The organism is Mucilaginibacter oryzae, from assembly GCF_003148845.1.
GTDB lineage: Bacteria > Bacteroidota > Bacteroidia > Sphingobacteriales > Sphingobacteriaceae > Mucilaginibacter > Mucilaginibacter oryzae.
Genome location: NZ_QGHA01000009.1, coordinates 23,418 through 46,814 on the forward strand (window position 1 = coordinate 23,418; position 23,397 = coordinate 46,814).

Here is a 23,397-nt window from a genome sequence, read left to right on the forward strand (position 1 = left end):
AATTATAACTTAACAATGGTACCACCTGCTGCTTCGATAGCTTTTTGAGCTGTAGCAGTAAATGCATGTGCTTTAACCTCTACTTTGGCAGTAAGCTCGCCGCGGCCCAGGATCTTAACCTGGTCGTTGCGTGAAGCCAAACCGTGCTCTTTCAAAGTTTCCAGATCCACTACGGTAAGTGAATATTTGGTAACCAGATCCTGAAGTACGTCAAGGTTTACACCGGTGTACTCAACACGGTTAGGGTTTTTAAAGCCAACTTTAGGCACACGGCGCTGTAAAGGCATCTGACCGCCTTCAAAGCCCACTTTAGTGCTGGTGCCCGAACGTGAACCGGCGCCTTTGTGGCCACGGGTTGACGTACCACCACGGCCAGAACCTGTACCACGGCCAATACGTTTTCTATTTTTGGTTGAACCTTCTGCAGGTTTTAAATTACTTAAATTCATGATATTAAATATTTTCAACCGCTACCAGGTGGTTCACTTTCCTAACCATCCCAACTATAGCAGGTGTAGCCTCAACTTCCACACTGTGGTTAATTTTACGCAAGCCTAAAGCTTCGATTGTTTTTTTCTGGCGTTCCGTTCTGTCGATCACGCTCTTAATCTGTGTTATTTTGATCTTAGCCATGACTGATTATCCGTTAAAAACTTTACCTAAACTAATACCGCGCTGTTGTGCTACTGTATTGGCATCACGTAACTGGGCTAATGCCGATACGGTTGCTTTTACCACGTTGTGCGGATTTGATGAACCTTTTGATTTTGCCAATACGTTGTGGATACCGGCCGACTCTAATACGGCACGCATCGCACCACCTGCAATTACACCGGTACCGTTAGCAGCTGGTTTAATGAAAACAAAACCACCGCTAAATTTACCAATTTGTTCGTGAGGTACGGTTCCGTTAATTACCGGAACTTTTACCAGGTTCTTTTTAGCATCATCAATGCCTTTTGCAATAGCTTCAGTTACCTCTTTAGCTTTACCTAAGCCGTAACCTACAACACCGTTTTCATCACCTACTACCACAATGGCAGAGAAGCTGAAAGTACGGCCGCCTTTGGTTACTTTGGCAACACGCTGTATGCTTACCAAGCGGTCTTTCAATTCGATCTCGCTTGTTTTTACTCTTTTTATGTTGATTGTCGACATTTCTCTGTTCGATTAAAAGTTTAAACCACCTTCACGTGCACCTTCTGCCAATGATTTAACACGGCCGTGGTACAAGTAACCGTTCCTGTCAAAAACCACATCTTTAATACCTGCAGCAAGCGCTTTCTGGGCTACCAGTTTGCCTACAGCTACCGATTGATCTGATTTTGAACCATTAGCTGCAAAATCTTTTGATAAAGATGATGCTGAAACTAATGTTTTACCGGCAACATCGTCAATGATCTGCGCATAAATTCCTTTATTGCTCCTAAATACTGACAGGCGGGGACGCTCTGCTGAACCCGAAAGGCGTTTCCTGATGCCTTTTTTAATCCTGTCTCTTCTTGATAATTTAGCTCCCATGACGATTATTTTTTAGATGCTGATTTACCTGCTTTTCTTCTCAAAATCTCGCCTGCAAACTTGATACCTTTACCTTTGTAAGGCTCTGGAGCACGTAACGAACGGATTTTAGCTGCCACCTGGCCAATCAACTGTTTGTCGATCGATTCGAGGATGATGGTTGGGTTTTTACCCTTATCAGCAGTGGTTGTAACTTTAATTTCCTGCGGTAATTCAAATACATAGTGGTGAGAGTAACCCAACACTAAATCTAAAGTATTACCTGTATTGGTAGCGCGGTAACCTACACCCACTAATTCCTGGGTTACTTTATAACCTTCGGTTACGCCAATTACCATGTTGTTTAAAAGCGCGCGGTATAAACCGTGTAACGCTTTATGACGTTTTTGATCAGACGGGCGCTGAACCAGCAGCTGGCCATCTTCCTGTGCAATAGTGATATCGCTATCAACCGCTTGCTCTAACTGTCCTTTAGGGCCTTTTACAGTAACAACATTATCTGCTGATACGGTAACGGTTACTCCCTGCGGCAGTGCTATCGGTGCTTTTCCTACTCTTGACATTGCTTTAAATTTCTCCTATTAATAAACGTAGCATAAAACCTCACCGCCTACATTTTGCTGACGGGCTTCTTTATCAGACATAACGCCTTTAGAAGTTGACAGGATGGCGATTCCTAAACCATTTAATACGCGCGGCATGTTTTCCATACCTGCATATTTCCTCAAACCTGGTTTACTTACGCGTGAGATGCTGCGGATAGCAGAAACTTTAGTTATCGGGTGGTATTTCAAAGCAACTTTGATGCTGCCTTGCGGACCATTTTCCTCAAACTTGTAATTAGCGATGTAACCTTTGTCGAAAAGCACCTTGGTGATTTCCTTTTTCAGATTTGATGCAGGAATTTCAACAACCCTATGGTTGGCTTTAATAGCATTCCTTACTCTTGTAAGATAATCTGCGATTGGATCTGTATTCATTTTATTGGGTTATGATGGTGGTTTCCTTCCGGTAACATCCCGGGCGACCTTCCATCGGTTAATTCATTCATTTAGAGCTCAATGCATAAAGCAAAAAGCCTAAAGCTTTTACGCCTTACGCTTTTCGCCTTTTGCTTTCAGCTTTTTGCTTACCAGCTTGCTTTTTTTACTCCCGGGATTTTGCCTTCAAGAGCCATTTCACGGAATGTAACACGTGAGATGCCAAACTGACGCATATAACCACGAGGGCGGCCGGTTAACTTGCAACGGTTGTGCAGTTTTACCGGTGATGATGCTTTTGGTAATTTATCTAAAGCTGCGTAATCGCCTGCCTCTTTTAAAGCAGCCCTTTTCTCAGCATATTTAGCTACTAATTTTGCGCGCTTTACTTCACGTGCTTTTACACCTTCTTTAGCCATTGCTATTTTGATTTTTAAATGGTAAACCAAATTGTTTCAACAACTCCAATGCTTCAACATCGTTTGTTGCGGAGGTTACAAAGGTAATATCCATACCTTGAATTTTATTGATTTTATCAATGTTTATTTCAGGGAAGATAATTTGCTCTGTAATACCTAAAGTATAGTTGCCGCGGCCGTCAAAACCTTTATCATTGATGCCTTTGAAATCACGGATACGTGGCAAGGCAACAGCGATCAAACGATCCAGAAACTCATACATGGTATTATCGCGTAAAGTAACACGTACGCCTACCGGCATATTTTTACGCAATTTGAAGTTTGAGATATCTTTTTTAGATTTTGAAGATACTGCCTGCTGACCGGTAATGGTAGTTAACTCATTGATGGTGTTCTCGATCAGTTTTTTATCGGTAGTAGCACCGCCAACACCCTGGTTAATGGCAATTTTCTGCAACTTAGGAACCTGCATTACGCTTTTGTACTGAAATTTATCTTTCAGCGCGGTACGGATTTCCTCTTTGTATTTCGATTTTAATCTTGGTACGTAAGTCATTACTTAATTTCCTCCCCTGATTTTTTTGCTACCCTTACTAATTTGCCGGCATCGTTTAATTTACGGCCAACACGGGTTGTTTCACCTGTTTTAGGATCAACCAACGCCAGGTTCGAAATATGTATAGCAGCTTCTTGTTTAACAATTCCGCCGTTAGGGTTGGCTGCATTAGGTTTGGTGTGTTTAGATACCATGTTGGCACCTTCAACAACCGCCCTGTTTTTGTCAACCAAAACCTCAACTACTTTACCCTGAGTTCCTTTAGCATCACCGGCAATAACTTTAACCAGGTCGCCTTTACGGATCTTTAATTTTACTTTCTTTTCCATGTTACAATACCTCCGGTGCTAATGATACAATTTTCATAAATTGTTTCTCGCGCAGTTCCCTTGCAACAGGGCCAAAGATACGTGTACCTCTTGGCTCGTCCTGGTTGTTTAACAACACAGCTGCGTTATCGTCGAAACGGATATATGAACCGTCTTTTCTGCGGATCTCTTTTTTGGTACGCACAACTACGGCTTTGGATACGCTACCTTTTTTCACGTTACCTGATGGCAAAGCGCTTTTTACAGTAACTACAATTTTATCGCCGATTGATGCATACCTTTTACCGGTACCACCTAATACACGGATCACTAAAACCTCTTTAGCGCCGCTATTGTCGGCTACTGTTAATCTTGATTCCTGTTGTACCATCTTATTTCGCCCTTTCTAAAATTTCAACTAATCGCCAGTTTTTAGTTTTGCTTAACGGGCGGGTTTCCATAATCAATACGGTATCGCCAACACCGCAGGTGTTAGCTTCGTCATGAGCTTTAAATTTGGTAGTTTTCTTTACGAATTTACCATAGATAGGGTGCTTAACCTTACGCTCAACGGCTACCACGATAGATTTTTGCATTTTATTGCTTACTACCAGGCCGATACGTGTTTTTCTTAAATTTCTTTCCATTTTACTAATGTTTAAAAAATTAATTCTTATCAGAAGCGGCCGCCGCTTTACGTTTTGTTAATTCAGTATTTAACTGAGCAATTCCTTTGCGTACTTTGGTTATACGTGACGGGTTCTCAATAGCTGAAACTGCATGCGCGAATTTCAATTTGGTTAGGGTAGCCCTTTCCTCGCTGATCTTTGCAACAATCTCTTCAGTTGATAGGCCCAAAATTTCTGAGTTTTTCATTTTTCTTTGTTATTTGTTGTCTGCTGGCAAGTTTAAACGTTGTATCGTTTTTATTAATGATGGGTGAAATTCGGCATCAACTTCACAACATTAAAACTTTACAACTTTTCAACTAACTCCTCAATTTATGCTTCTACGTAATCCCTACGTACAATAAATTTAGTTTGCACCGGTAATTTCTGTGCTGCAAGGCGTAAAGCCTCTTTAGCAACTTCCAAAGGCACACCTTCGGCTTCGAAAATGATCCTTCCGGGGCGTACTACCGCAACCCAGTATTCAGGAGCACCTTTACCTTTACCCATACGTACCTCTGCAGGTTTTTTGGTTACAGGTTTGTCAGGGAATATCCTGATCCAAACCTGTCCTTCACGTTTCATAAAACGTGTTACAGCGATACGTGCAGCCTCGATCTGACGGCTGGTGATCCATGCCGCTTCGAGTGATTTAACACCAAAAGATCCGAATGAAAGTTCAGCACCACGGGTGGCTAAACCTTTCATCCTGCCTTTTTGCATCTTTCTGAACTTCGTTCTTTTTGGCTGTAGCATTTTCTTAAGTATTGAGATTTGAGATTAGAGATTTGAGATTGCTCATCCGCATCTCCAAATCAAAACCTCTTATCTTGTTATTATCTTTTTTACTTTACAGTTTCAGATGTTGAAGAGATATGTTTTACTCACATCTCATATCTAACATCTCAAATCTGCTTTAATTATCTCTTTCCGGGGCCGCCTGGACGGTTTCCACCTTGTCCACCCGGACGGTTTCCACCTGGGCGGTTGTTGCCGCCACCACGGCGGTCGCCACCTGGTTTCCTGTCGCCACGACGCTCACCGCCGCGCTCGCCGCCTCTTTCGTTACGGCCACCAAAGCCTGGTGCGCCACCTTCTGGCCTGCCACCTTTGCCGCTTGCGCTGCTGGTGCTGCCAATGTTAGGTGAAAGATCGCGTTTGCCATAAACCTCGCCTTTGCAGATCCATACTTTAACACCTATTTTACCATAGGTAGTTAATGCTTCTGCCAGTGCATAGTCGATGTCGGCACGGAAAGTGTGCAGAGGAATCCTGCCTTCTTTATATTGCTCGCTACGTGCCATCTCAGCGCCGCCTAAACGGCCTGATGTCATTACCTTGATACCTTCGGCACCCATACGCATGGTTGCAGCGATAGTGGTTTTCATGGCACGACGGAAAGAGATACGTGCTTCTAATTGTTTAGCAATGCCTTCAGCTACTAATTGCGCGTCAAGCTCAGGGCGTTTGATCTCGAAAATGTTGATCTGAACTTCCTTTTTGGTAAGTTTTTTCAACTCTTCCTTGATCTTATCAACTTCCTGGCCGCCTTTACCAATCACAATACCCGGACGGGCAGTGTGGATGGTTACGGTAATACGTTTTAAAGTACGCTCGATAACTACTTTTGATACACCACCTTTAGCGATACGAGCTGAAAGGTATTTGCGGATTTTTTCGTCTTCAACTAATTTATCGGAGTAGTTGTTGCCACCGAACCAGTTAGAATCCCAGCCTCTGATGATGCCTAACCTGTTACCTATTGGATGTGCTTTCTGTCCCATGTTAAATTAATTGTTTTCGTTTTTAGTATCCACAACAAGTGTTACGTGGTTTGAGCGTTTGCGGATACGGTATCCCCTGCCCTGTGGAGCCGGACGTAACCTTTTTAGCTGACGGCCACCGCCTACTGATACTTCTTTTACAAAAAGATCATCGGCGTTTTTACCTTCGTTTTTAGCCTGCCAGTTGTTAATTGCCGATAAAAGCAATTTTTCAACGCGGATAGCTGCTTCTTTATTAGTGAATTTTAAGATGCTTAATGCCTTAAATACGTTTTCACCGCGGATCAGATCAACCACCAAACGCATTTTGCGTGGTGAAGTTGGACAGTCCTGTAACTTAGCAACAGAAGCGCCACCTACTACAGCTTTTGCAGCTTCTTTTTGTTGCCTGATTTGTACAGACCTTTTAATTTTTGTTGTTGCTTCCATTACCTGTTATTTTTTCTTTTCTGCGTGACCGCGGAATGTACGGGTTGGGGCAAACTCTCCAAGTTTATGTCCAACCATATTTTCTGTTACATACACAGGGATAAACTTGTTACCGTTGTGTACAGCGAATGTATGACCAACGAAATCAGGAGAGATCATGGAACGACGTGACCATGTTTTTACAACTGATTTTTTATTTGCGTCATTCAGTACCATAACTTTCTTATCTAAGTTATGATCAATGTAAGGTCCTTTTTTAATTGAACGAGCCATTATTTCTTCCTTCTTTCAATGATGTAACGATCCGATGATTTCTTCTTGTCACGGGTTTTGTAGCCTTTAGCCAATAAACCTTTGCGTGAACGTGGGTGACCACCCGAAGCACGGCCTTCACCACCACCCATAGGGTGATCTACCGGGTTCATAGCTACACCACGTACCCTTGGCCTGCGGCCCAACCAGCGGTTACGGCCTGCTTTACCTAACACCGAGTTAGCCCTTTCGCCATTTGAAACGGTACCGATAGTTGCCAAACAAGTTGACAGGATCATACGGGTTTCGCCTGAAGGCAACTTGATGATGGCGTATTTGCCATCACGTGCTGATAACTGAGCGTAAGTACCGGCGCTGCGGGCAATTACACCACCCTGGCCAGGGTTTAACTCAATGTTGTGAATGATCGAACCAAGAGGGATATTTTTTAATGGTAAGGTATTACCTACTTCCGGAGCGGCGGTTTCGCCGGCTGTAACAATTGTACCAACTGTTAAGCCTTCCGGAGCAATCATGTACCTTTTCTCGCCATCAGCAAAGTGTAACAGTGCTATACGGGCCGAACGGTTAGGATCGTACTCGATAGTTGCAACTTTTGCCGGGATATCAAACTTATTACGTTTAAAGTCAATTAACCTGTATGCTTGTTTATGACCACCACCTAAGTAGCGCATAGTCATTTTACCGTCGTTGTTACGACCGCCCGATTTTTTGTTGGCTGCTACCACTAACGATTTTTCAGGAACGTTAGTTGTAATATCTGAATTAGATACGTCAACTCTGAAGCGGGTACCCGGGGTAACCGGTTTAAATCTCTTTACTGCCATCTCTATAATTATATATTGCTGTAAAAATCAATTACTTCTCCGTCCTTCAACGTAACGATCGCTTTTTTGTAAGTAGCTGAACGGCCCTGAACGGCACCAGCCTTAGTATTGCGGGTTTTTAGTTTACCGACGTATTTCATGGTGTTCACCGCAGTGATGTTTACACCGTACATGGCCTCAATGGCACTTTTGATCTGAATTTTGTTAGCCCTGTGATCAACTTTGAAAGCATAACGGTTAAGCTTGTCAGTTAACTGCGTAACTTTTTCAGTAAGTAGGGGTTGTTTTAAAATTTCCATAATTACTTAGCTAATGCTTCCTCCAAAGTTTTAACAGCACCTGTGGTAAGCAACAATTTGCCTGCGTTTAACACATCATAAGTGTTTAACTGCTCAACAGAAATTACTTTGCTTTTTTTCAGGTTTCTGCTTGATAAATAAACATTGTTATTTTCAGCGCCTGCTACTACCAATAATGTTTTATCATTAGTAACATTCAAATCGGCCTCCAGCTTAATGTAGTTTTTAGTTTTGATGGTATCAAAATTAAAATCTTCCAACACTAAGATGTTGTTATCTTTTGCTTTGTATGATAAAGCAGAGTTACGGGCCAATGATTTAAGCTTTTTGTTTAATTTGAAGCTGTAATCACGTGGTTGCGGACCGAATACACGGCCACCACCGTTAAATAATGGTGATTTGATACCACCGGCACGGGCACCGCCTGTACCTTTTTGCTTATATAGCTTGCGGGTTGAACCTGCAATCTCATTACGCTGTTTTGATTTGTGTGTACCCTGACGTTGGTTAGCAAGATATTGCTTAACATCAAGATAGATAGCGTGATCATTTGGCTCAATACCGAAGATCGACTCAGGAAGCTGCACCTTGGCACCTGTTTCTTTACCTGATACGTTTAATACGTTAACTTCCATCTTATTTATCCACTATTACAAATGAACCCTTAGCTCCGGGGATGGAACCTTTAACTACTAACAGATTCTGCTCGGCGAAAACCTTGACTACTTCAAGGTTTTGTACTTTAACCCGAACATTTCCGGTTTGACCAGCCATACGCATACCTTTAAATACACGTGAAGGCCATGATGACGCACCCAATGAACCCGGCGCACGTAAACGGTTGTGCTGACCGTGGGTTTGCATACCCACACCGCCAAAACCGTGACGTTTTACCACACCCTGAAAACCTTTACCTTTTGAGGTACCTACCACATCAACAAAATCGCCGGCAGCAAAAATATCGACAGTAACGGTGTCGCCTAATGCTTTTTGATCCTCGAAAGTTTTGAATTCAACCAGTTTACGCTTTGGAGCTGTACCGGCTTTCTGGAAGTGTCCTTTTAAAGGGGCAGAAGTGTTTTTTTCCTTTTTGTCGCCATACGCTAACTGAACAGCAGCGTATCCGTCTGTTTCCACAGACCTAACTTGTGTTACCACGCAAGGGCCAGCTTCGATTACTGTACAAGGAATGTTTTTCCCTGTCTCGTCGAAAATGCTGGTCATTCCTACTTTTTTACCAATAATTCCTGACATTTTTTTATTTGTTTTATTGCCCATCGAAGCAGTAGGGCTTCGTTCAAGGCATATTTCTCCCCCGAAAGGGACGGCAAAGATAGAAACTTTGTATTAATTATCAAATAGTTAGTAAGTTATTTTTTCATAATTTTTGCAACGGTGTTTTAACAACTGTCCGGAAGTTATTTCGCTATGCTTTAGTTGGTTTGATTTTGGGGTGGGGATAGCAGGTTTTAGGGGCGTTTTTGGATGGCCGGGCAAACCGCGGCGTAAAACGGAGGCGGGGTTGGGAAAATTTGTGGGGAAAACAATACCAATTGCCGGTTATAACTCACTTTTAATAGTCGCCTGGTAAATAATAAAGGAATAAGCAAGCAGGATGATGCGCGAGGACGCTTGTAGTATGGGAGACGCTACTTAATAAACATTTAGCTTCACGATACACCTGAAATAACGGGAAGATTAAACTCCAATAAAACGGAAATTTCATAAAGAAATTCTCACACAAATCAACTTTTATCCGGACACAATTAAACGAATTACACGAATGCCCATTTTTTGTTATTGTGGCATTCGTGTAATTCGATAATTCGTAACAATTTCGTGTGAAAATTTCAGGCTATTAAAGATAGATCGCTGTTAAAAAGTAACGCTATTGACTACGCCAAGAGGCCTCACCCCAGCCCTCTCCAAAGGAGAGGGAGCCGTCAAACTAAGCAAAGCGCGGTGGCTTGTGCGATTCCCTCTTGAGAGTATAGCCGTCAACTTAAGCAAAAGCAATGGATTGTGCGATTCCCCTCTTGAGAGGGGTGGAGGGGTGTGTTATTCTGTGCGAGGTTTATCGCTTGCATAACACACCCCGCCCTCGCGCTTTCCCGTCGCGCGCCCCTCTCAAGAGGGGATTTTAAAAGCTTGATTCCTTAACTTGACGGCTATGCCCCGGAGAGGAGAACTTAAAAGCTTGAATTTATTAACTTGACGGCTATGCCCCATAGCAAAGGGCGCCCTTGTTTCTTAAAGTCCTCTCCCCCGAAGAGGATTTAGGTGAGGCCACACCCGCAAACCCTTAAGGCTTATTGAATACCGCGTTATAGGTTACACTTTTAGCCCCCTTAAAATCAACGCGCCGGTTGGGCATACCATCCAATTCCATGGTTCCGTTTACGGTAAACTTAAGCTCGGCAAAGTTGTAACCGGTTATGGCATGTATAGTGACGGTGTATAACGAATCTTTAATAACGGGGCTCATCGCGAGATCCTTTTGCCAGCTAAGCGGCTTTCCGTTGCCCCTTACCCCTACCTGTGTTATATTTTTCATCCCTGCCAGGCGCAGGTTTAATTGTATGGTAACATTCCTGGTTTTTTGAACGCAGCCAAATTGCATCCACATCAAAAAAATGGCTGAAATAGTTAATAGTTTTTTCATGATCATTTTTGCTTAGTCAACAAATAATCCAACCCGAAACGGCCGCTGCCGGTAACGCTGTAAAATAAGGCTACCCACACAAAGCCCAGGGCCGGTAACATGTTCCACAACCCGTTTTGCCATTGCTGCATAAAAACGGCCACCAGCATGGTGCAGCAGATCAAGATACTGAACAACCGGGTTTGCAGCCCGAGCATTAAAAAAATGCCGCCCACCGCTTCGCTGAACGCGCCGGACCACGCAAAAAACGCCGGGAACAATTTGAAGATGCCGCCATACTCCGCAACATCGTTCGGGAACCAGAACGCTACCTCAAAAAAATGCAGGTTGGCATCGGCGGGGCTCCAGGGTAAACCAAACTTGGCCGAGCCAAAATTGGAGGTGAGTAAATAACCGCATACCACACGCGGGATAAGCAGCAGCAAATCCTGGTACCAATACGGCATGCAGATGGGCGATGTGAAACGTTTAAAGTAGCTGATCATATCATTTAAATTTTTCGGCAAATTGGGCTTTTATGCAAAGCAGGTCGCTTCAAATTATAATATGATACATGTTTAGGCTACTGAAAGTCAGGCTAATTGCTGCTGATATTGTTTGGGCGTGATACCGGCCTGTTTTTTAAACGCCCTGTTAAAGGTAGCTTTGGAGTTAAAGCCGGCATCGAACGCTATGGATAACATGGTAAGATCTTTTAAACGGCCGTTGGCGATGAGCGCCTTGGCCTCATCAACCCGGTAATTGTTAATGAGATCATTGAACGACATGCCGAAGCCCGTGTTAATCACCTTGCTGAGTACCGAATGGTTGGTTTTCATTTCCCTGGCCAGCCCGGTTAAGGTTAGTTCGGGGTCGAGGTAAATTTTATCCACTTCAAGCAATTGTAAAAGCGCCTGTTTTAGGGGGGCTATCAACTGATCGTCGGGCTGAAAGCCATCTTCTTCAATCAGCCCGGCGCTGCCTGCCGGATCGTGTTGGTTAATAACGCTGTACGTTTCAGCCTGCGGAGGGTTGAAATGAATTTTAGCCAGTAGACCGTAATCCTGCCCGTAGGCGCTGATGGCGATATAGTAGGCTATAGCGGCAAAGCCCATAAAGTAATACCACGATAAAACATAAGTGCTGCGGGTAAACAACGCCGAAAACTGATCGGCAATTAAAAAGATCACCAACAGTAAGGCGGCAACCAGGAAGCGCTGCATCCAACGCAGGCCCGCGCTATCGGCAAAAGAAAGTTCCTGGTAGGTGAACCGGCGGTACCGCCGGTAATGCCTTAGCGTTAAAAACAGGTAGGTTAACAAACTTACCGACCATAGCCAGGAGTACCAGCGGTCGAAATCGGGGTCGCTGATGCCGTTCATGAGCCAGTACTTTTTTAAAACCAGTTTATCGGCCAATACCACCAACATGCTCCACAACAGGTAAAGCGCGCCCGGCAAAAAGTGAAGATAGTTATATCCGCCAATGCGGAAGTTATCATTCACCAGGCTTTTAAAATAAAAAAACAGCAGCGGCCCCAAAAACAGGCCCTGCACAAAGGGGATATAAAAAAGCACATCGCGATAGGGCTGGTTGTCATACCAACCAGCGAAACCGGCCATCCACGGAAATATGAACAGGGCCGACAAAGCCAGGAAAACAGCCAGCAATTTTGAAGATAAGCGCTGCTCGCGGATGCCTTTCAAAAAAATTAAAAGAGCGAAAACCAGTAACTGGGTAAAGAAAATGAGTAAAAGCGCGCTGTAAAAATTAAATTCAAATACCATAAAGGCTTAATTACCCAAATGTAATTATTTATCGGCGGGTTAGGGCTTGTGTTGTTTGGTAATTGAGTTATATTACCTCACTATCGAAAAAGCATTTGATGCTGATGCTGCCGCCAGCGTCCTGGCTTGTGGCCATCGTGCTAAGTTTTAGGATCGGCTTGTCTTCTTTGTTACCTGAACGCGGGCCACAAACGAGGAGGCTCGCAGCAGCGGGGAACAATTACAAGTTCATCTGGCTAAGTTAGGGTTATATATTGGTTTCGGTTAGATTTCTATCGTATCTAAAAGGAAGATTTCTTCTGAAGTTTGTGTCAACACTTTGTGGGTATAAAATTACTGCACGTTCGGCATCATGACCTATTTCTTGCGTATATGGTCTTCCAACTTCATCGGTATAGTAAAGTAAATATTGTTTATCGAAACTCGATGGAGGGCAAGAATCTGCCACTTTTATTTTGATTGTAGTAAACGGCTTATCGTCTTTTGGCATTGATATTTGAGTTGGATAATAAATGGGGCTTAAGAAATCGCCGCGTTGATTAATTGGAAAAATCTCAATATCTCTTGCTTTATTATATTTCAAAATAAGATCATATTCTATTATCCCTTCTATTTGATTTTCTTCATGACTTTTGCCAATAAACATTGGGAGTAAGTCGCGTTTGTCTTTTTCAAGAGCGAGCTTATTTAAATCAAGCTGTGATAAATTAATTTGCTTCTGTTGGTTGAAGGTCTTGACGACGTACAAAGTGCCAGCTAAAGTCACGCCGAAACTTAATATGGAAAAAATAGCTTGAATTGCGTTGGTATCACCGTTGCTAAAATCTAAAAATAGATGGTTCCAATTCATAGATAACATTACTATTAAGCGATTCACATAATCTTGCCTTCTTATCAAAGTTTAGTACTTTCACCAATAGGTACGTTAAATTAAACAAACATTGGTGGTGATATCATTAGGTGAGTTATGTTTCCTGAAATAATCTGTATATACCTTGTGCCTACTTCATCTGAAAAGAAAAGCTCTATTTCTATTTCTTCTAAAATATGTTGCCTATTAACCTGATTATCTACAATTTTTATTTGATGATTAGGTTGAATATATTCGAGTTCAACTTCCGGCAAAATGTTGTTCAAATATGGAGTGTTGTGTTTAATAAAAACGCTTGAGGCCGTATTTGAGTTTAACTTGACAATTATTATAAAATTAACTTGCTCAATCCCATCGTATACGACCGGATGAGTGATATAACTATTCTGCGATATAATAAATTGTGGTCTTATACTTAGCAAGAATTTTTTATTTTCTAACTGAGAGATTTTTTGTTGTTCCCGAAACGTGTCAGCTTGAACTTGAAAAGTATAAGCTTGAAGTTTGAATAGGGCATAAGCTATCAACATCCATGCTAAGGTCAAAGCCGTGTTGCCCAAGCTCATTACATCTTGAAATGTCATTTTCTAACTCTTTTGTGATTTAAAGGCTCATGATGTGATCTACCAGTAATTCCTTTTTTTTCGATATCTTTTTTTAGCTGCAGATATTGCATTTCTAAAATTTTGTCTTGATAATATTGGATTTTAAAATACCAGCGAAAGCCTCCTAAACCAGTAAATATACACCCCAAGAATATTACAATGACAGGGAACCAGATATAAAAATCCATGTTAATTGTTTGATAATTTATTATCGATTCAGCCTTATCACCGTCATCACTAATTTCCTTCCATTTTTTTTCTAATTCAGCATGTTTATTTTTCAACTTGTCAAGTTCAATAGCCAATTTTATTTTTTCTATTTTCAAATTGGCTGATTGTTTTTTTGAAAGAATAAAATCCTTGTGGTTATGGAATTGGGACTTTCCGAGACTGTCCATTTTCTTCTGGTTTTTGCTCACCGTTTTATCAAGGTAATCCAATTGCTTTTTCAAGCTGTCTGTGTTTTTTGTAAGATTCAGACTTTTGAATTTGATATTTTTTGTCACGCTATCAACATGTAAGATAAGTACACGATATTTTTTGTTAACTTCTGTTGCAAAGTAGCCACCAGTGATAAGAAGTATTATTCCAAAGACGAAAAGAAATTTATATAGGCTATCAGTGGGTAAAGCAGGCACAGTTATCATGCTTAAATATAAGTAATGTTTATGCCAAAAAAAAATATTATAGGATTCATCCACTGCTACCCCCCGCTGCCGCAAGTGTCCCCACTTGTGGCCCGAGTTTAGGTAAACACTTCACTTTAATCCACCAAAACAACCTTAAATTAAACCAGATGTGATGTATTTGCGACGGCCAGATAGAAGCGCCTAACTTTTAAAAGGCGAATAACAGTTTATCTTGAAAAATAAAGCTTATTGAATTAACTTAGAGGATTATTTGCGGAAAGGTAATGGAACATCCTATATCGGAACCAAGATAATTTTAAAACAACCCGGAACTCTTATACAATTTTTAAATAGAATGAAAATCCCTAAAATTACTTCAACAATTATGATTTGTTTCTGCCTGTTTAATTGGCTCAACACTTTTGCTGCCGAAAACAAGTCATTTCAAAAAGATCCGTTTGCTGCGCTAAAGGGGTATAAACGCGTTAGATTATTGAAAGGGAAGCTTGGCGAAATGTTAGGGTACATCTATTTAAAGGAAAACAGTAAATATAAAAACGGTGCTTTGACAACATTGCTGGTTGTCAAACCCAACAGCAATAAATTAGATACGCTTTATAGAGTTGATGCTAAAGGTTTTTTTGATTCAAAAGGGAAATGCGAATTGAAAAATGATGTAAAAGCATATTATGGTTTTAAATTATACAAAGAATCAAAAAACCATACTGATTCTTTCGCTATTGGATTTGTAGACCGTAGTGGCGAGATGTATTCAGATGACAATGATTTTTTTATTGATTGGAACTATAAAAAGAAAGCTTTTGAATATTATCCTGCGCCATAGCTGGGCGTTTAAAAGCTGAACTGTGCGAACTACCCGGCCCTGTTTATGATCTGAACGCCGACCACAAGCCGACACGCCTGGGGCTGCACCGGGGAGCTGCGTTAAAAAAATCGGATTTTAATAAACCGGATCCCATGTAAAGTAGCCAACAATACTGCCGTTTGAATTGTGAACCGGTACAAATGAAAGTGTGTATTGAATATACCCCCAACCGGCGCCAGTATGCAGCGAAGGTCAAGAGCGCGGTGTACTCGCGACTTTTTAACCACGGAGGTTACGAGTAGGCCGTTTCGCAATCCAACGCTGCACACGCGCCTGTACATCGAAATAATAGCCGTTTTACTTATCCACCATTGCCGGCCAACCCTTCAGTTGTTGGTCACAACACACAACAACGGCTTACGCGCCGAACGCCAACAAGGGCGGGGAACTTCAACAGAGCAGGAGCATTGGCCATTAAAGCTTTTTTAATTTTATGTAACCTATTAAAGCTGTAGAATCTCTTTTTTGAACAGCCAACCGGCTCTCTACTTTACAAGTAATTATACTATCTCTTGGTACCGCTTGAAAGTTGCCTATTAGCCCGTTTCCGGACGCACAGGTGAAATAATTATTAGACTCCGCGCTGATTAGCCACCGATCAAAGCAATCCTTTAAACCATTATTGTCAGTTATGATAATTAAATTAACGGAAGATTCATCAATTTCTGCTTTGTTACTGAGTAAGCCAGCATAAACCCAGGAATGTTCTATCCAGGCAGATTTAATATTGATATGCAAACTTTGATTAATCTTATCGTCATTTGTTAGGGGCTGGTATTCTGAAATAAAAACTCCTAACTTTTTCGACTGGGCAATACTTCCTGCAAAACCTTTATTGCCATTTTTAACTGCTAAATTGCAGGAGAACAGAAAACATACAATGACTGCGCTAATTCGTTTTATTATAGATACTAACTTGTAATTCAGCATATTTATTTATAACCGCCCTTTATTATTTAATTTATAGCTTCCCCGCTGCCGCAAGTGTTCCCTCGTGCGGCCCGCGTTTAGGTAGACGCTTTACTTAACTCACTTACATGATGCACATGTGACAGGTTTACCGTGGCAAGATAAGCTTTTCGCAAAAAACTTCACCTCACCGCCCAATCCCCGGCAAACTTTACAAACGCCTCGTTAACAAACGGAAAAACCGTAACATTAGGAATATGATTCACCTCCAATAAATACCGCCCGCCATCCTTACCCACCATATAATCCACCCCTACTGTTTGCAAATTAAAATGCGCGGCAATAGCCCGGCTATCGGCCAGTAATTCAGGGTCAACCTCCATTTCCCACGAGCCTTCGTTATGGATGGATTTAAGCCAGGTATCGCCGGTGAGTTTGATCTGCCAGCTTTTATCGCCCACAATCATAATGCGCACGGCCTCGCCGTCAATAAACGGCTCAATAACGGAAGTTTCGGAGCTTGTCCAGTCGCCGTTAAATTTGGCTTTGTCTTCGCCGCAATGCCAGATACCCCATTTGGCAACGGTTTCGGCAGTGGCGGTATAATCCTGCTGCCCTATCACCATGCCCCTTTTAATGCCGCGAAAGCGCGATACCGAGAGGGCACGCACCAAACCGGGAATGCGCTGGCGCAGGTCCATCATGCCAAGGGCATTGGGCAGGCAAGGGCCGTTCCACAAAGCTAACAGTGTAATAAAATCAACATCATCCTGATAAATACCATGAAATATCACCTTATTAACCAACAGATATTTATCCGGAACTGAAGGACTTTCTACATAAAGTTCGCCTTCAATTAGTTTTACCTGTGGCACCAGATCGTAGGTTACCAATAAATAATTAAAACCTAAATTTTGCTTAATGGCGTTAACTTCGGCCTCTTCAAGGCCTATTATAAGGATGCGTACCTTATCCATGGTGATATTGTTTTTTTGTAGTATCTGTTTGATTATAAACTGACACGATCCTGTCAGTGTTCAATTTTTAAAAAACGGGTGTTCAATATTTCTGCATTCGAAAACACAACACATTGACTATCAGCACTAAACCGTTCAAATCTACTATTTACAGCACTTTAACAAAACGCTAAAATACTGATTATCAAATCTGTTCAATTTATCAAAAAACACAAAGTGTTCACACTTTAAAAATTGAACACTGATGTCTGAACCCGAATTTGGGAGAATTAAGGGAATTTATAGAATTTGCTCAGCATTCTGTTTATTCCAAAAACTCCATAAAATTCCGGTTCAGACAATCAGCGAAATCAACGACATCAAACCCATCAACAGTCAAAATCGGTGTAATCAAAAATCAATCGGTGTAATCCCCAAAAATAAATCCGAAATCAAACATCCGAGATCCGAAATCCACCCTACTCCATCATTAACCTTCTGATCAGTTCGGCACTCTGCGCCTTGCCCTCTTCCAGCCGGTGACTGAAAAATGCCTGGGTATCGTTAAAATGCTTCTTATACCCTTCCATATCTCCAAACCCAATAATAGCCGACCAGTCCCTCACCGCCGAATGAAACTCCAGGTCGTCGCCCCGGATGGTTTTATCATACAGGGCGGTTTCTAATGATTCTTCCAGCAGTTCCTCATTTTTAAACAGGTACTCGGCAATGCCCAGCCGCAGGCGGAAGGGTGGCGTTTGGCAAATCAGGTTATCGTAGGGGTTAACGCTAAGGTGGTACCAGGCATCAACCATGCTCAATATGCTCAGGTGCGAATTGGGTTTCTGGCTATGGGCATGTTGCGATAGTGAAAACTCCTTCATCACGGTATCATTCAGCATAATGGGCTTGCGGCTTTCGTGAAAAACAAAATCGCGCGCCCGGTATATGCGCTCCTTAAAGGCCTGCGATTCTTCCCTGATCATCAGCTTAAACAACTCCGACTCCGATTCGGCATAGCGTTTTACCTGCTGCCGGGCGTAAGGGTTCAGAATAGCCAGCCCTGCATATACGTGGGCTTTATAACTGAAGATGCGCAAGGTGGTCAGGATCTTTACATTATCTATCCCGCCAATATAAGAGGCATTCTCCCACGGAAAGAAACCTGCCGATTTCCAGGCGGTGCCCATGCTTTCAAAACCCACATGGGTTACGGCCTGGGTATCGGCCACAATACGGTCGTGTTCGTGATAATCAGGTATTTCAACAATCTCGCTGCCTATGGCCGTAAACAGATCATACATGCGCTGGTAGGCTTCGGGCGTGGTTCGGTGCGGGATGAGGATAAGGGTTTGTCCTTTGGGCTCAAAACCGGGGCCGTGCATGCCGTGAAAAGTTACAATCTGGGCATCGGCGGGCAGGTGTTTCTCAAAGGTGGCTATCTCCGGCGATTTAACCGAGGTTTGCCCGGCTACTATAGCGCCGTATTTGGTTGCCGGCCCGTATTCGGCCACCACCCGCTCCATGCTGTCGGCCTCAACCGAATAAATGATCAGGTCATTGATGCGGGCTACATCCTTGCCGCTGTCCATCACCCTGACACCATAAGGTGTAAGTTCATCTTCAAGCCTTTGGCGGTTGGCGGGTAAATCGCATCCGCTAACCGTATAACCCGCTTTGGCGAAAGCCTTGGCGTACAAACGGCCCATGTCGCCCAAACCAATAATACCTATATTCATGCCGCTAATATAACTATGAGTAGGTTAATTACGTGCGAAAGCTTATTTTAGCCGAAGAAACCGGCGGTTATTATAATAAAAACTATACATAGCCTGTTTTGTTAATAAAACGCACCTAATTTTACTTTGGATGAAGAAGTATTTAATTTTTACGATAACGGTTTTAACAGCAATATTTTTAACGGGCATAAAGGCGGGCTTTGCCCAGGATACCATCGCTAAAAAGAAGCCAGCCACCATGAAGCCTGGTGCTATCCCTCCAATTGTAAAGTCGAGCCCTGCCAAAACCCCGGCGGCTACCCCGGTACAGGCCAAACCTGTTCAGGCTAAACCAACTTACTACGCGCCAAAACCAACCGCTGCCGATTCGGCACTGCAAAAAGATAAAAGCCTTAACGGGCAGTACCAATACCTGCTTACCAAGCTTTACCATTACCAGCAACCACTGGTTGCCGCGTTATGGAAAAACATGAAAGATACGCTGAGCTCCACCCGCCATCAACTGGCCGAAGCTAATGCCAAACTGGCCGAGCAGGGCAAAACCATAGGCGGCTTGCAAACAGACGCCACCACAAAAGAACAGGCCCTGAACGAATCGAACGCCAAACGCGATGAGATTGGTTTGCTGGGCATCCCGCTTACCAAAGCAACCTATAATTTAGTAATGTGGGGTTTGGTGATTATATTTGGTGTGGTAGCCGTTATAGTGATAGCCCGGTCGGGCGCACACAGCCGCGAAGCTAAATACCGCATTAAGCTGTATGAAGAGCTGGATGAAGAGTACAAAACCTACAAAGCCAAAGCCAACGAAAAAGAAAAGAAACTCGCCCGCGAACTGCAAACCGAACGCAACAAGCTGGATGAGCTGTTGGGCAGAGGGTAGGTTTTGATTTCGGAATTCGGATGTTCGATTTCGGATTTTTTTTTATTGGGATTACACCGATTTGATTTTTTTGATTTCGGAATTCGGATGTTCGATTTCGGATTTTTTATTGGGATTACACCGATTGACTTTTTAATAACACCGATTCCTGAACGGCTAATTTTTTTAATTCAATTTGCCATCATGAGCGGTAGCGAATGATCTTCTGCGCCAACGGCATCCACCTGGCCTATTGAGGAGGAGGTTTTCTCCTGTCCATGACAAAATATGATACATCAACCTGCCATGTCAAACACCAATCTTCTTGCCCGGATCACGCAACTCCGGGCTATTGCCGATACAGGCCTGCTTTATGCCAAAAATGAATACGATATTGAGCGCTACCAGGAACTGCGGCACCTCAGCACCCAAATGTTTGACGAAGTAAGCGGCTACGGCGAAGAAAAAATTAACCTGCTGTTCCCGCAGGCTACCGACTACCCTACGGCCAAAGTTGATTTGAGAGGCATCCTGCTTTCGCCGGATCATAAAATTTTGCTGGCGCGGGAAAGCGGCGACGGAAAATGGTCGTTACCCGGCGGCTGGGGCGATATTGGCTACAGCCCTAAAGAAACCATTATTAAGGAGTTTTTTGAAGAAACCGGCCTGCAGGTAAGCGCGGAACGTTTACTCGCCGTGTTTGATAAAAAAATGCACCCGCACCCGCCGCAACCTTTTTATGTGTATAAAATGGTTTTCTATTGTAAAGCCATCACCACCCAAGTTAACAAAGGCTTTGATGTACTGGATGTGCAATACTTCGATATCAATAACCTGCCGCCATTATCTGAAGACAGAATCCTGAAAAGCCAGATCGAACTGGTTTACCAAAAAATTATTAATAATGATATATCTGTTTGGGCAGACTAAAAACTAAAGCATCAGAAAAACTGCAACTGCCACTAAAAATTACTCCCTCAAAGCAGGCAAAGTACGCTTGTCTGCAGGCAGCGCCAGGTATTTTTTGTACGAATCATTAATATATACCGCCAGCGAAGGGCCATTGTTATCTTTAATGAAGGCATAGCTTGGCCTGTAGATGGTCATGAAGTTTTCAAGTTCCTGGCCGCGCAAAGGGATGATACTTTTCACGTAGTTCATGTTAAACACCTCGTCAACATGGCGCTCTTCTTCCTCGTGCTTAAAATATTTTTTCAGGCGGCGCGCGTCGCGGGCCTCTTTGCTAAACCATGATGTGGGCGATAGCGGGTACAACTTACTGCGGGTATATACCTCGGGGTACTCTTTATGGGCATCAAAACTTTCGCGTTTAGCGCTGATGTTTACCTGCTTCAGGGCGATAGTCTCGGTGGTTAGCTCAATCTTCTTGGGTGTAAAATCGGTAACATATAAAGTATCGGATACATAACCCGGCGAACTGAAAATGAGGATATGCCCGGTTTCGGTACGGATGCTGAAGTTACCTTTACTATCGGTAATGGTCATTTGCCTGTTTTGGTTGTCGCGCACAAAAACGTTGGAGAGCCTGGTGCTCCTTCCGGCTTCGTTAACCGAGCCTTTAACAACGTTTTGGGCTTGTGCCGCGCAGGCAAAAAATAGTATTGCGGATAATATAAGGTAACGGTATTTCATAGCAGTTAATTTGTGCTGTAAAATAAACTTATTTTCAATACCAACGGTTTTGATTTTAACACTTTTTAAACCTGAGCACCAGCTATATGACAAAATGGTGAAGCAAAACGGATAACCGGGCACAAAAAAGCCCCGTCAAAAATCTGGCGGGGCGGTTGGCAATGCATTATTTTGTATTATGTCCCGGTATCGTTTTACTCAGGATTTAGGTTATTTAGTATCGGTTTACTTTAAAATCGGAAATACCGCCGCTCATGTGGATGAGTATTTTGTTTTTGGCATTAGCAAAGCCCTCGGTTTCGTAGCTGTTATCACCCTTTTTATCAAAGCCTGCAAACGTGTTGTCAGACAGGCCTGTATTAGCGGTAATACGGCACGCGGCACTCTTGGGCACACTGATAATCACCTCTGAAGCCCCTGTAGAAACCTCCACATTGGTGGTTGAAACCGGGCTTCCAAGCCTCACATCAAACGACGCTGCTCCGCCCTTTAAAGTTAGGCTTTTTATTTTGAATTTCGAAAGATCAAAATTTAAATCTGTAGCGCCGGTTTCTACCTCGATATCCCATATCGGATTCGGGTTTAATTTGATATCGGCCTTATTGTTTTTCTTATCGTCCGAATCAAAATGGAAGCCCTTATTATTTTTTAAATGAAGGTCTACTACCGTTACCGAATCGTCCTTTTTCTGGTTTAAAACGTATTTTCCATACAGTTCCTGCGTTTTGGCATTAAACAGGTCGGCAGTGGTATCGCTCAAATTATAAATGGTACCGCCGCCAATCAGGTTGAGCCGCGCATATTTAATGGTCGGCGAATAATCCTGTTTAAAGGTATTTTCGCCCCCTACTTTTACCACGCCCTGGTCGGTATTGGTGGTGTCGCTGTCGTCATCATTATCGTTATCACCATCATCAGTATAATGAAAGTTCCAGGCGTTTGGCCAAAAATGATAGCGTTTGCCAAAGTTGCCGAATACCAGCAACGCGAAGCCTGCAACCACTACCGATAATTTTAATATAGTAGCCAGGGCCGAGCGGTTACCCGCAAAAACCAGGCTTACACCACCCATCACCAAAAATATCGGCCACAGGTAAAAAATGTTCATCCAGTCAAAATCAATTACATGGAAGTTATCCAGCAGGAATACCACTCCCAATAAAACCAGGATCGTACCCGGAACAAGTTTATCGCTTCTCATGATATTTATACAGTTGGTGGAGTGTTATCAGATTGTGTTTCTTCTTTGGTTGGCTCAACTTTTGGCTCGTCGGCAACAGTATTGGTATTGGGGTCATGCCAGTCGCGTTTTTCCCAGGGTTGTTTTTTAAAACCGGAGGCAATCAGGGCTATGCCGCCGCCAACCAATACCAATGGCCAAAAGTTATCAAAATCCCAGTCGGGGATCAGGTTCAACTCGTTTAACAGGGTAACAGCGCCAATCATAATCAGCACTACGCCGATAATCAAACCAACCTTCGAAGCCTTTTTTTTTGGTGGGGCAACAAAAGGCGGCGGGTTAAAATTTCCCTGCGGAGCGCCGGTAAACGGGTTAAAGGGATCTGTTTGTGGCGGTACGCGATAGTCAACGCCCGGATCAAAGTTGAGGCCTTTTTTTGGCAAAACGGCCCAAAGTATAAAGTACACCAATACGCCGCCGCCCTTTAACAGCAGGGTTACCAGGAATATCGCCCTTATAATGGCCACATCGATGCCGAAGTACTCGGCAAGGCCCGCGCAAACGCCACCTATTACCTTGTGGTGTTCATCGCGATGTAGTTTCTTTTCCATAATT

The 23,397-nt window shown here is 43.0% G+C and carries 35 protein-coding genes; 3 read left to right on the top strand and 32 right to left on the bottom strand.

What is annotated here, in order from left to right; translation table 11 throughout:
* Positions 1–2: 2 nt before the first annotated feature.
* The 26 genes from rplO to LX99_RS19685 all read right to left on the bottom strand — a co-directional run bounded on the left by rplO (position 3) and on the right by LX99_RS19685 (position 14,615).
* Complete coding sequence (gene rplO / locus LX99_RS19560) at positions 3–449, bottom strand: 50S ribosomal protein L15 (RefSeq protein ID WP_022833273.1); 447 nt, start codon at positions 447–449, stop codon at positions 3–5.
* Between the two features lie 4 nt (positions 450–453).
* Positions 454–633, bottom strand: coding sequence for a 50S ribosomal protein L30 (rpmD, locus tag LX99_RS19565; RefSeq protein WP_022833274.1), 180 nt, complete (start codon positions 631–633; stop codon positions 454–456).
* A 6-nt stretch (positions 634–639) separates the two neighbouring features.
* On the bottom strand, positions 640–1,158 hold the full coding sequence (gene rpsE / locus LX99_RS19570) for a 30S ribosomal protein S5 (protein WP_022833275.1): 519 nt from the start codon (positions 1,156–1,158) through the stop codon (positions 640–642).
* A 12-nt stretch (positions 1,159–1,170) separates the two neighbouring features.
* A complete protein-coding gene (rplR, locus tag LX99_RS19575) occupies positions 1,171–1,521 on the bottom strand; it encodes a 50S ribosomal protein L18 (RefSeq protein WP_022833276.1) in 351 nt (116 codons plus the stop codon).
* Between the two features lie 5 nt (positions 1,522–1,526).
* Complete coding sequence (gene rplF / locus LX99_RS19580) at positions 1,527–2,084, bottom strand: 50S ribosomal protein L6 (protein WP_022833277.1); 558 nt, start codon at positions 2,082–2,084, stop codon at positions 1,527–1,529.
* Positions 2,085–2,102: 18 nt separating this feature from the next.
* Positions 2,103–2,501, bottom strand: coding sequence for a 30S ribosomal protein S8 (rpsH, locus tag LX99_RS19585; protein WP_109609383.1), 399 nt, complete (start codon positions 2,499–2,501; stop codon positions 2,103–2,105).
* A gap of 149 nt (positions 2,502–2,650) precedes the next feature.
* Positions 2,651–2,920, bottom strand: a complete 270-nt coding sequence (gene rpsN / locus LX99_RS19590; RefSeq protein ID WP_090529250.1) for a 30S ribosomal protein S14 — start codon at positions 2,918–2,920, stop codon at positions 2,651–2,653.
* A complete protein-coding gene (gene rplE, locus LX99_RS19595) occupies positions 2,913–3,476 on the bottom strand; it encodes a 50S ribosomal protein L5 (protein ID WP_022829695.1) in 564 nt (187 codons plus the stop codon). The genes rpsN and rplE overlap by 8 nt, the downstream gene beginning before the upstream one ends.
* Positions 3,476–3,805, bottom strand: coding sequence for a 50S ribosomal protein L24 (gene rplX / locus LX99_RS19600; protein WP_109609384.1), 330 nt, complete (start codon positions 3,803–3,805; stop codon positions 3,476–3,478). Before rplX ends, rplE begins: the two co-directional genes overlap by 1 nt.
* Before the next feature lies 1 nt (position 3,806).
* Positions 3,807–4,175, bottom strand: a complete 369-nt coding sequence (rplN, locus tag LX99_RS19605) for a 50S ribosomal protein L14 (protein WP_109609385.1) — start codon at positions 4,173–4,175, stop codon at positions 3,807–3,809.
* Position 4,176: 1 nt separating this feature from the next.
* Positions 4,177–4,431 carry a 30S ribosomal protein S17 gene (gene rpsQ / locus LX99_RS19610; RefSeq protein ID WP_022830222.1) on the bottom strand — a complete coding sequence of 85 codons (255 nt, stop codon included), beginning with the start codon at positions 4,429–4,431 and terminating at the stop codon, positions 4,177–4,179.
* Between the two features lie 19 nt (positions 4,432–4,450).
* Complete coding sequence (gene rpmC, locus LX99_RS19615) at positions 4,451–4,660, bottom strand: 50S ribosomal protein L29 (protein ID WP_022830221.1); 210 nt, start codon at positions 4,658–4,660, stop codon at positions 4,451–4,453.
* A 125-nt stretch (positions 4,661–4,785) separates the two neighbouring features.
* The gene (gene rplP, locus LX99_RS19620) at positions 4,786–5,208 is read right to left on the bottom strand and encodes a 50S ribosomal protein L16 (RefSeq protein ID WP_090529269.1); all 423 of its coding nucleotides are present in this window, start codon (positions 5,206–5,208) and stop codon (positions 4,786–4,788) included.
* Positions 5,209–5,372: 164 nt separating this feature from the next.
* Entirely contained in the window at positions 5,373–6,236 is an 864-nt protein-coding gene (gene rpsC, locus LX99_RS19625; RefSeq protein ID WP_109609386.1) for a 30S ribosomal protein S3, read from the bottom strand.
* Positions 6,237–6,242: 6 nt separating this feature from the next.
* On the bottom strand, positions 6,243–6,665 hold the full coding sequence (gene rplV / locus LX99_RS19630) for a 50S ribosomal protein L22 (RefSeq protein WP_022832980.1): 423 nt from the start codon (positions 6,663–6,665) through the stop codon (positions 6,243–6,245).
* 6 nt (positions 6,666–6,671) lie between these two features.
* Positions 6,672–6,938 (bottom strand): 30S ribosomal protein S19, encoded by a 267-nt coding sequence (gene rpsS, locus LX99_RS19635; RefSeq protein WP_022832979.1) that lies wholly within the window; start codon positions 6,936–6,938, stop codon positions 6,672–6,674.
* Positions 6,938–7,765 carry a 50S ribosomal protein L2 gene (gene rplB, locus LX99_RS19640; RefSeq protein WP_022832978.1) on the bottom strand — a complete coding sequence of 276 codons (828 nt, stop codon included), beginning with the start codon at positions 7,763–7,765 and terminating at the stop codon, positions 6,938–6,940. The genes rpsS and rplB overlap by 1 nt, the downstream gene beginning before the upstream one ends.
* Positions 7,766–7,773: 8 nt before the next feature.
* On the bottom strand, positions 7,774–8,064 hold the full coding sequence (gene rplW / locus LX99_RS19645; protein ID WP_022832977.1) for a 50S ribosomal protein L23: 291 nt from the start codon (positions 8,062–8,064) through the stop codon (positions 7,774–7,776).
* A 2-nt stretch (positions 8,065–8,066) separates the two neighbouring features.
* Positions 8,067–8,699 (bottom strand): 50S ribosomal protein L4, encoded by a 633-nt coding sequence (gene rplD, locus LX99_RS19650; protein ID WP_022832976.1) that lies wholly within the window; start codon positions 8,697–8,699, stop codon positions 8,067–8,069.
* Between the two features lies 1 nt (position 8,700).
* A complete protein-coding gene (rplC, locus tag LX99_RS19655; protein WP_031267186.1) occupies positions 8,701–9,318 on the bottom strand; it encodes a 50S ribosomal protein L3 in 618 nt (205 codons plus the stop codon).
* A gap of 1,048 nt (positions 9,319–10,366) precedes the next feature.
* The gene (locus LX99_RS19660; protein WP_146203169.1) at positions 10,367–10,726 is read right to left on the bottom strand and encodes a hypothetical protein; all 360 of its coding nucleotides are present in this window, start codon (positions 10,724–10,726) and stop codon (positions 10,367–10,369) included.
* Between the two features lie 2 nt (positions 10,727–10,728).
* The gene (locus tag LX99_RS19665) at positions 10,729–11,211 is read right to left on the bottom strand and encodes a DoxX family protein (protein ID WP_211319059.1); all 483 of its coding nucleotides are present in this window, start codon (positions 11,209–11,211) and stop codon (positions 10,729–10,731) included.
* Between the two features lie 87 nt (positions 11,212–11,298).
* Entirely contained in the window at positions 11,299–12,492 is a 1,194-nt protein-coding gene (locus tag LX99_RS19670; protein WP_109609388.1) for a helix-turn-helix domain-containing protein, read from the bottom strand.
* A gap of 247 nt (positions 12,493–12,739) precedes the next feature.
* On the bottom strand, positions 12,740–13,342 hold the full coding sequence (locus tag LX99_RS19675; protein WP_109609389.1) for a hypothetical protein: 603 nt from the start codon (positions 13,340–13,342) through the stop codon (positions 12,740–12,742).
* 80 nt (positions 13,343–13,422) lie between these two features.
* Positions 13,423–13,947, bottom strand: a complete 525-nt coding sequence (locus LX99_RS19680) for a hypothetical protein (RefSeq protein WP_109609390.1) — start codon at positions 13,945–13,947, stop codon at positions 13,423–13,425.
* Positions 13,944–14,615, bottom strand: a complete 672-nt coding sequence (locus LX99_RS19685) for a hypothetical protein (protein ID WP_109609391.1) — start codon at positions 14,613–14,615, stop codon at positions 13,944–13,946. Before LX99_RS19685 ends, LX99_RS19680 begins: the two co-directional genes overlap by 4 nt.
* Before the next feature lie 337 nt (positions 14,616–14,952).
* Between LX99_RS19685 and LX99_RS19690 the strand changes: the two genes are divergently transcribed.
* Positions 14,953–15,441 carry a hypothetical protein gene (locus LX99_RS19690; RefSeq protein ID WP_109609392.1) on the top strand — a complete coding sequence of 163 codons (489 nt, stop codon included), beginning with the start codon at positions 14,953–14,955 and terminating at the stop codon, positions 15,439–15,441.
* 456 nt (positions 15,442–15,897) lie between these two features.
* Here the strand turns inward: LX99_RS19690 and LX99_RS19695 are convergent, their stop codons facing one another.
* The 3 genes from LX99_RS19695 to LX99_RS19705 all read right to left on the bottom strand — a co-directional run bounded on the left by LX99_RS19695 (position 15,898) and on the right by LX99_RS19705 (position 19,087).
* A complete protein-coding gene (locus tag LX99_RS19695) occupies positions 15,898–16,413 on the bottom strand; it encodes a hypothetical protein (RefSeq protein WP_109609393.1) in 516 nt (171 codons plus the stop codon).
* Positions 16,414–16,574: 161 nt separating this feature from the next.
* A complete protein-coding gene (locus tag LX99_RS19700) occupies positions 16,575–17,369 on the bottom strand; it encodes an ATP-grasp domain-containing protein (protein WP_109609394.1) in 795 nt (264 codons plus the stop codon).
* A 458-nt stretch (positions 17,370–17,827) separates the two neighbouring features.
* Complete coding sequence (locus tag LX99_RS19705) at positions 17,828–19,087, bottom strand: prephenate dehydrogenase (protein ID WP_109609395.1); 1,260 nt, start codon at positions 19,085–19,087, stop codon at positions 17,828–17,830.
* A 130-nt stretch (positions 19,088–19,217) separates the two neighbouring features.
* Between LX99_RS19705 and LX99_RS19710 the strand changes: the two genes are divergently transcribed.
* Together LX99_RS19710 and LX99_RS19715 are read left to right on the top strand one after the other, a co-directional pair.
* Positions 19,218–19,970, top strand: coding sequence for a hypothetical protein (locus LX99_RS19710; RefSeq protein ID WP_109609396.1), 753 nt, complete (start codon positions 19,218–19,220; stop codon positions 19,968–19,970).
* A 285-nt stretch (positions 19,971–20,255) separates the two neighbouring features.
* Positions 20,256–20,879: an NUDIX hydrolase gene (locus LX99_RS19715; protein WP_109609472.1), complete on the top strand. Its 624-nt coding sequence runs from the start codon at positions 20,256–20,258 to the stop codon at positions 20,877–20,879.
* Positions 20,880–20,918: 39 nt separating this feature from the next.
* Here the strand turns inward: LX99_RS19715 and LX99_RS19720 are convergent, their stop codons facing one another.
* From LX99_RS19720 to LX99_RS19730, 3 genes are all read right to left on the bottom strand, one after another.
* A complete protein-coding gene (locus LX99_RS19720) occupies positions 20,919–21,602 on the bottom strand; it encodes a carboxypeptidase-like regulatory domain-containing protein (RefSeq protein ID WP_146203170.1) in 684 nt (227 codons plus the stop codon).
* Between the two features lie 214 nt (positions 21,603–21,816).
* Entirely contained in the window at positions 21,817–22,803 is a 987-nt protein-coding gene (locus tag LX99_RS19725; protein ID WP_022832082.1) for a LiaI-LiaF-like domain-containing protein, read from the bottom strand.
* A 5-nt stretch (positions 22,804–22,808) separates the two neighbouring features.
* Positions 22,809–23,393 carry a PspC domain-containing protein gene (locus LX99_RS19730; RefSeq protein ID WP_109609398.1) on the bottom strand — a complete coding sequence of 195 codons (585 nt, stop codon included), beginning with the start codon at positions 23,391–23,393 and terminating at the stop codon, positions 22,809–22,811.
* Positions 23,394–23,397: the final 4 nt, after the last annotated feature.

Coding starts and splice junctions, on each gene's coding strand:
- rplO (WP_022833273.1), bottom strand. CDS start 449: ATGAATTTAAGTAATTTAAAACCTGCAGAAGGTTCAACCAAAAATAGA.
- rpmD (WP_022833274.1), bottom strand. CDS start 633: ATGGCTAAGATCAAAATAACACAGATTAAGAGCGTGATCGACAGAACG.
- rpsE (WP_022833275.1), bottom strand. CDS start 1,158: ATGTCGACAATCAACATAAAAAGAGTAAAAACAAGCGAGATCGAATTG.
- rplR (WP_022833276.1), bottom strand. CDS start 1,521: ATGGGAGCTAAATTATCAAGAAGAGACAGGATTAAAAAAGGCATCAGG.
- rplF (WP_022833277.1), bottom strand. CDS start 2,084: ATGTCAAGAGTAGGAAAAGCACCGATAGCACTGCCGCAGGGAGTAACC.
- rpsH (WP_109609383.1), bottom strand. CDS start 2,501: ATGAATACAGATCCAATCGCAGATTATCTTACAAGAGTAAGGAATGCT.
- rpsN (WP_090529250.1), bottom strand. CDS start 2,920: ATGGCTAAAGAAGGTGTAAAAGCACGTGAAGTAAAGCGCGCAAAATTA.
- rplE (WP_022829695.1), bottom strand. CDS start 3,476: ATGACTTACGTACCAAGATTAAAATCGAAATACAAAGAGGAAATCCGT.
- rplX (WP_109609384.1), bottom strand. CDS start 3,805: ATGGAAAAGAAAGTAAAATTAAAGATCCGTAAAGGCGACCTGGTTAAA.
- rplN (WP_109609385.1), bottom strand. CDS start 4,175: ATGGTACAACAGGAATCAAGATTAACAGTAGCCGACAATAGCGGCGCT.
- rpsQ (WP_022830222.1), bottom strand. CDS start 4,431: ATGGAAAGAAATTTAAGAAAAACACGTATCGGCCTGGTAGTAAGCAAT.
- rpmC (WP_022830221.1), bottom strand. CDS start 4,660: ATGAAAAACTCAGAAATTTTGGGCCTATCAACTGAAGAGATTGTTGCA.
- rplP (WP_090529269.1), bottom strand. CDS start 5,208: ATGCTACAGCCAAAAAGAACGAAGTTCAGAAAGATGCAAAAAGGCAGG.
- rpsC (WP_109609386.1), bottom strand. CDS start 6,236: ATGGGACAGAAAGCACATCCAATAGGTAACAGGTTAGGCATCATCAGA.
- rplV (WP_022832980.1), bottom strand. CDS start 6,665: ATGGAAGCAACAACAAAAATTAAAAGGTCTGTACAAATCAGGCAACAA.
- rpsS (WP_022832979.1), bottom strand. CDS start 6,938: ATGGCTCGTTCAATTAAAAAAGGACCTTACATTGATCATAACTTAGAT.
- rplB (WP_022832978.1), bottom strand. CDS start 7,765: ATGGCAGTAAAGAGATTTAAACCGGTTACCCCGGGTACCCGCTTCAGA.
- rplW (WP_022832977.1), bottom strand. CDS start 8,064: ATGGAAATTTTAAAACAACCCCTACTTACTGAAAAAGTTACGCAGTTA.
- rplD (WP_022832976.1), bottom strand. CDS start 8,699: ATGGAAGTTAACGTATTAAACGTATCAGGTAAAGAAACAGGTGCCAAG.
- rplC (WP_031267186.1), bottom strand. CDS start 9,318: ATGTCAGGAATTATTGGTAAAAAAGTAGGAATGACCAGCATTTTCGAC.
- LX99_RS19660 (WP_146203169.1), bottom strand. CDS start 10,726: ATGAAAAAACTATTAACTATTTCAGCCATTTTTTTGATGTGGATGCAA.
- LX99_RS19665 (WP_211319059.1), bottom strand. CDS start 11,211: ATGATCAGCTACTTTAAACGTTTCACATCGCCCATCTGCATGCCGTAT.
- LX99_RS19670 (WP_109609388.1), bottom strand. CDS start 12,492: ATGGTATTTGAATTTAATTTTTACAGCGCGCTTTTACTCATTTTCTTT.
- LX99_RS19675 (WP_109609389.1), bottom strand. CDS start 13,342: ATGAATTGGAACCATCTATTTTTAGATTTTAGCAACGGTGATACCAAC.
- LX99_RS19680 (WP_109609390.1), bottom strand. CDS start 13,947: ATGACATTTCAAGATGTAATGAGCTTGGGCAACACGGCTTTGACCTTA.
- LX99_RS19685 (WP_109609391.1), bottom strand. CDS start 14,615: ATGATAACTGTGCCTGCTTTACCCACTGATAGCCTATATAAATTTCTT.
- LX99_RS19690 (WP_109609392.1), top strand. CDS start 14,953: ATGAAAATCCCTAAAATTACTTCAACAATTATGATTTGTTTCTGCCTG.
- LX99_RS19695 (WP_109609393.1), bottom strand. CDS start 16,413: ATGCTGAATTACAAGTTAGTATCTATAATAAAACGAATTAGCGCAGTC.
- LX99_RS19700 (WP_109609394.1), bottom strand. CDS start 17,369: ATGGATAAGGTACGCATCCTTATAATAGGCCTTGAAGAGGCCGAAGTT.
- LX99_RS19705 (WP_109609395.1), bottom strand. CDS start 19,087: ATGAATATAGGTATTATTGGTTTGGGCGACATGGGCCGTTTGTACGCC.
- LX99_RS19710 (WP_109609396.1), top strand. CDS start 19,218: ATGAAGAAGTATTTAATTTTTACGATAACGGTTTTAACAGCAATATTT.
- LX99_RS19715 (WP_109609472.1), top strand. CDS start 20,256: ATGTCAAACACCAATCTTCTTGCCCGGATCACGCAACTCCGGGCTATT.
- LX99_RS19720 (WP_146203170.1), bottom strand. CDS start 21,602: ATGAAATACCGTTACCTTATATTATCCGCAATACTATTTTTTGCCTGC.
- LX99_RS19725 (WP_022832082.1), bottom strand. CDS start 22,803: ATGAGAAGCGATAAACTTGTTCCGGGTACGATCCTGGTTTTATTGGGA.
- LX99_RS19730 (WP_109609398.1), bottom strand. CDS start 23,393: ATGGAAAAGAAACTACATCGCGATGAACACCACAAGGTAATAGGTGGC.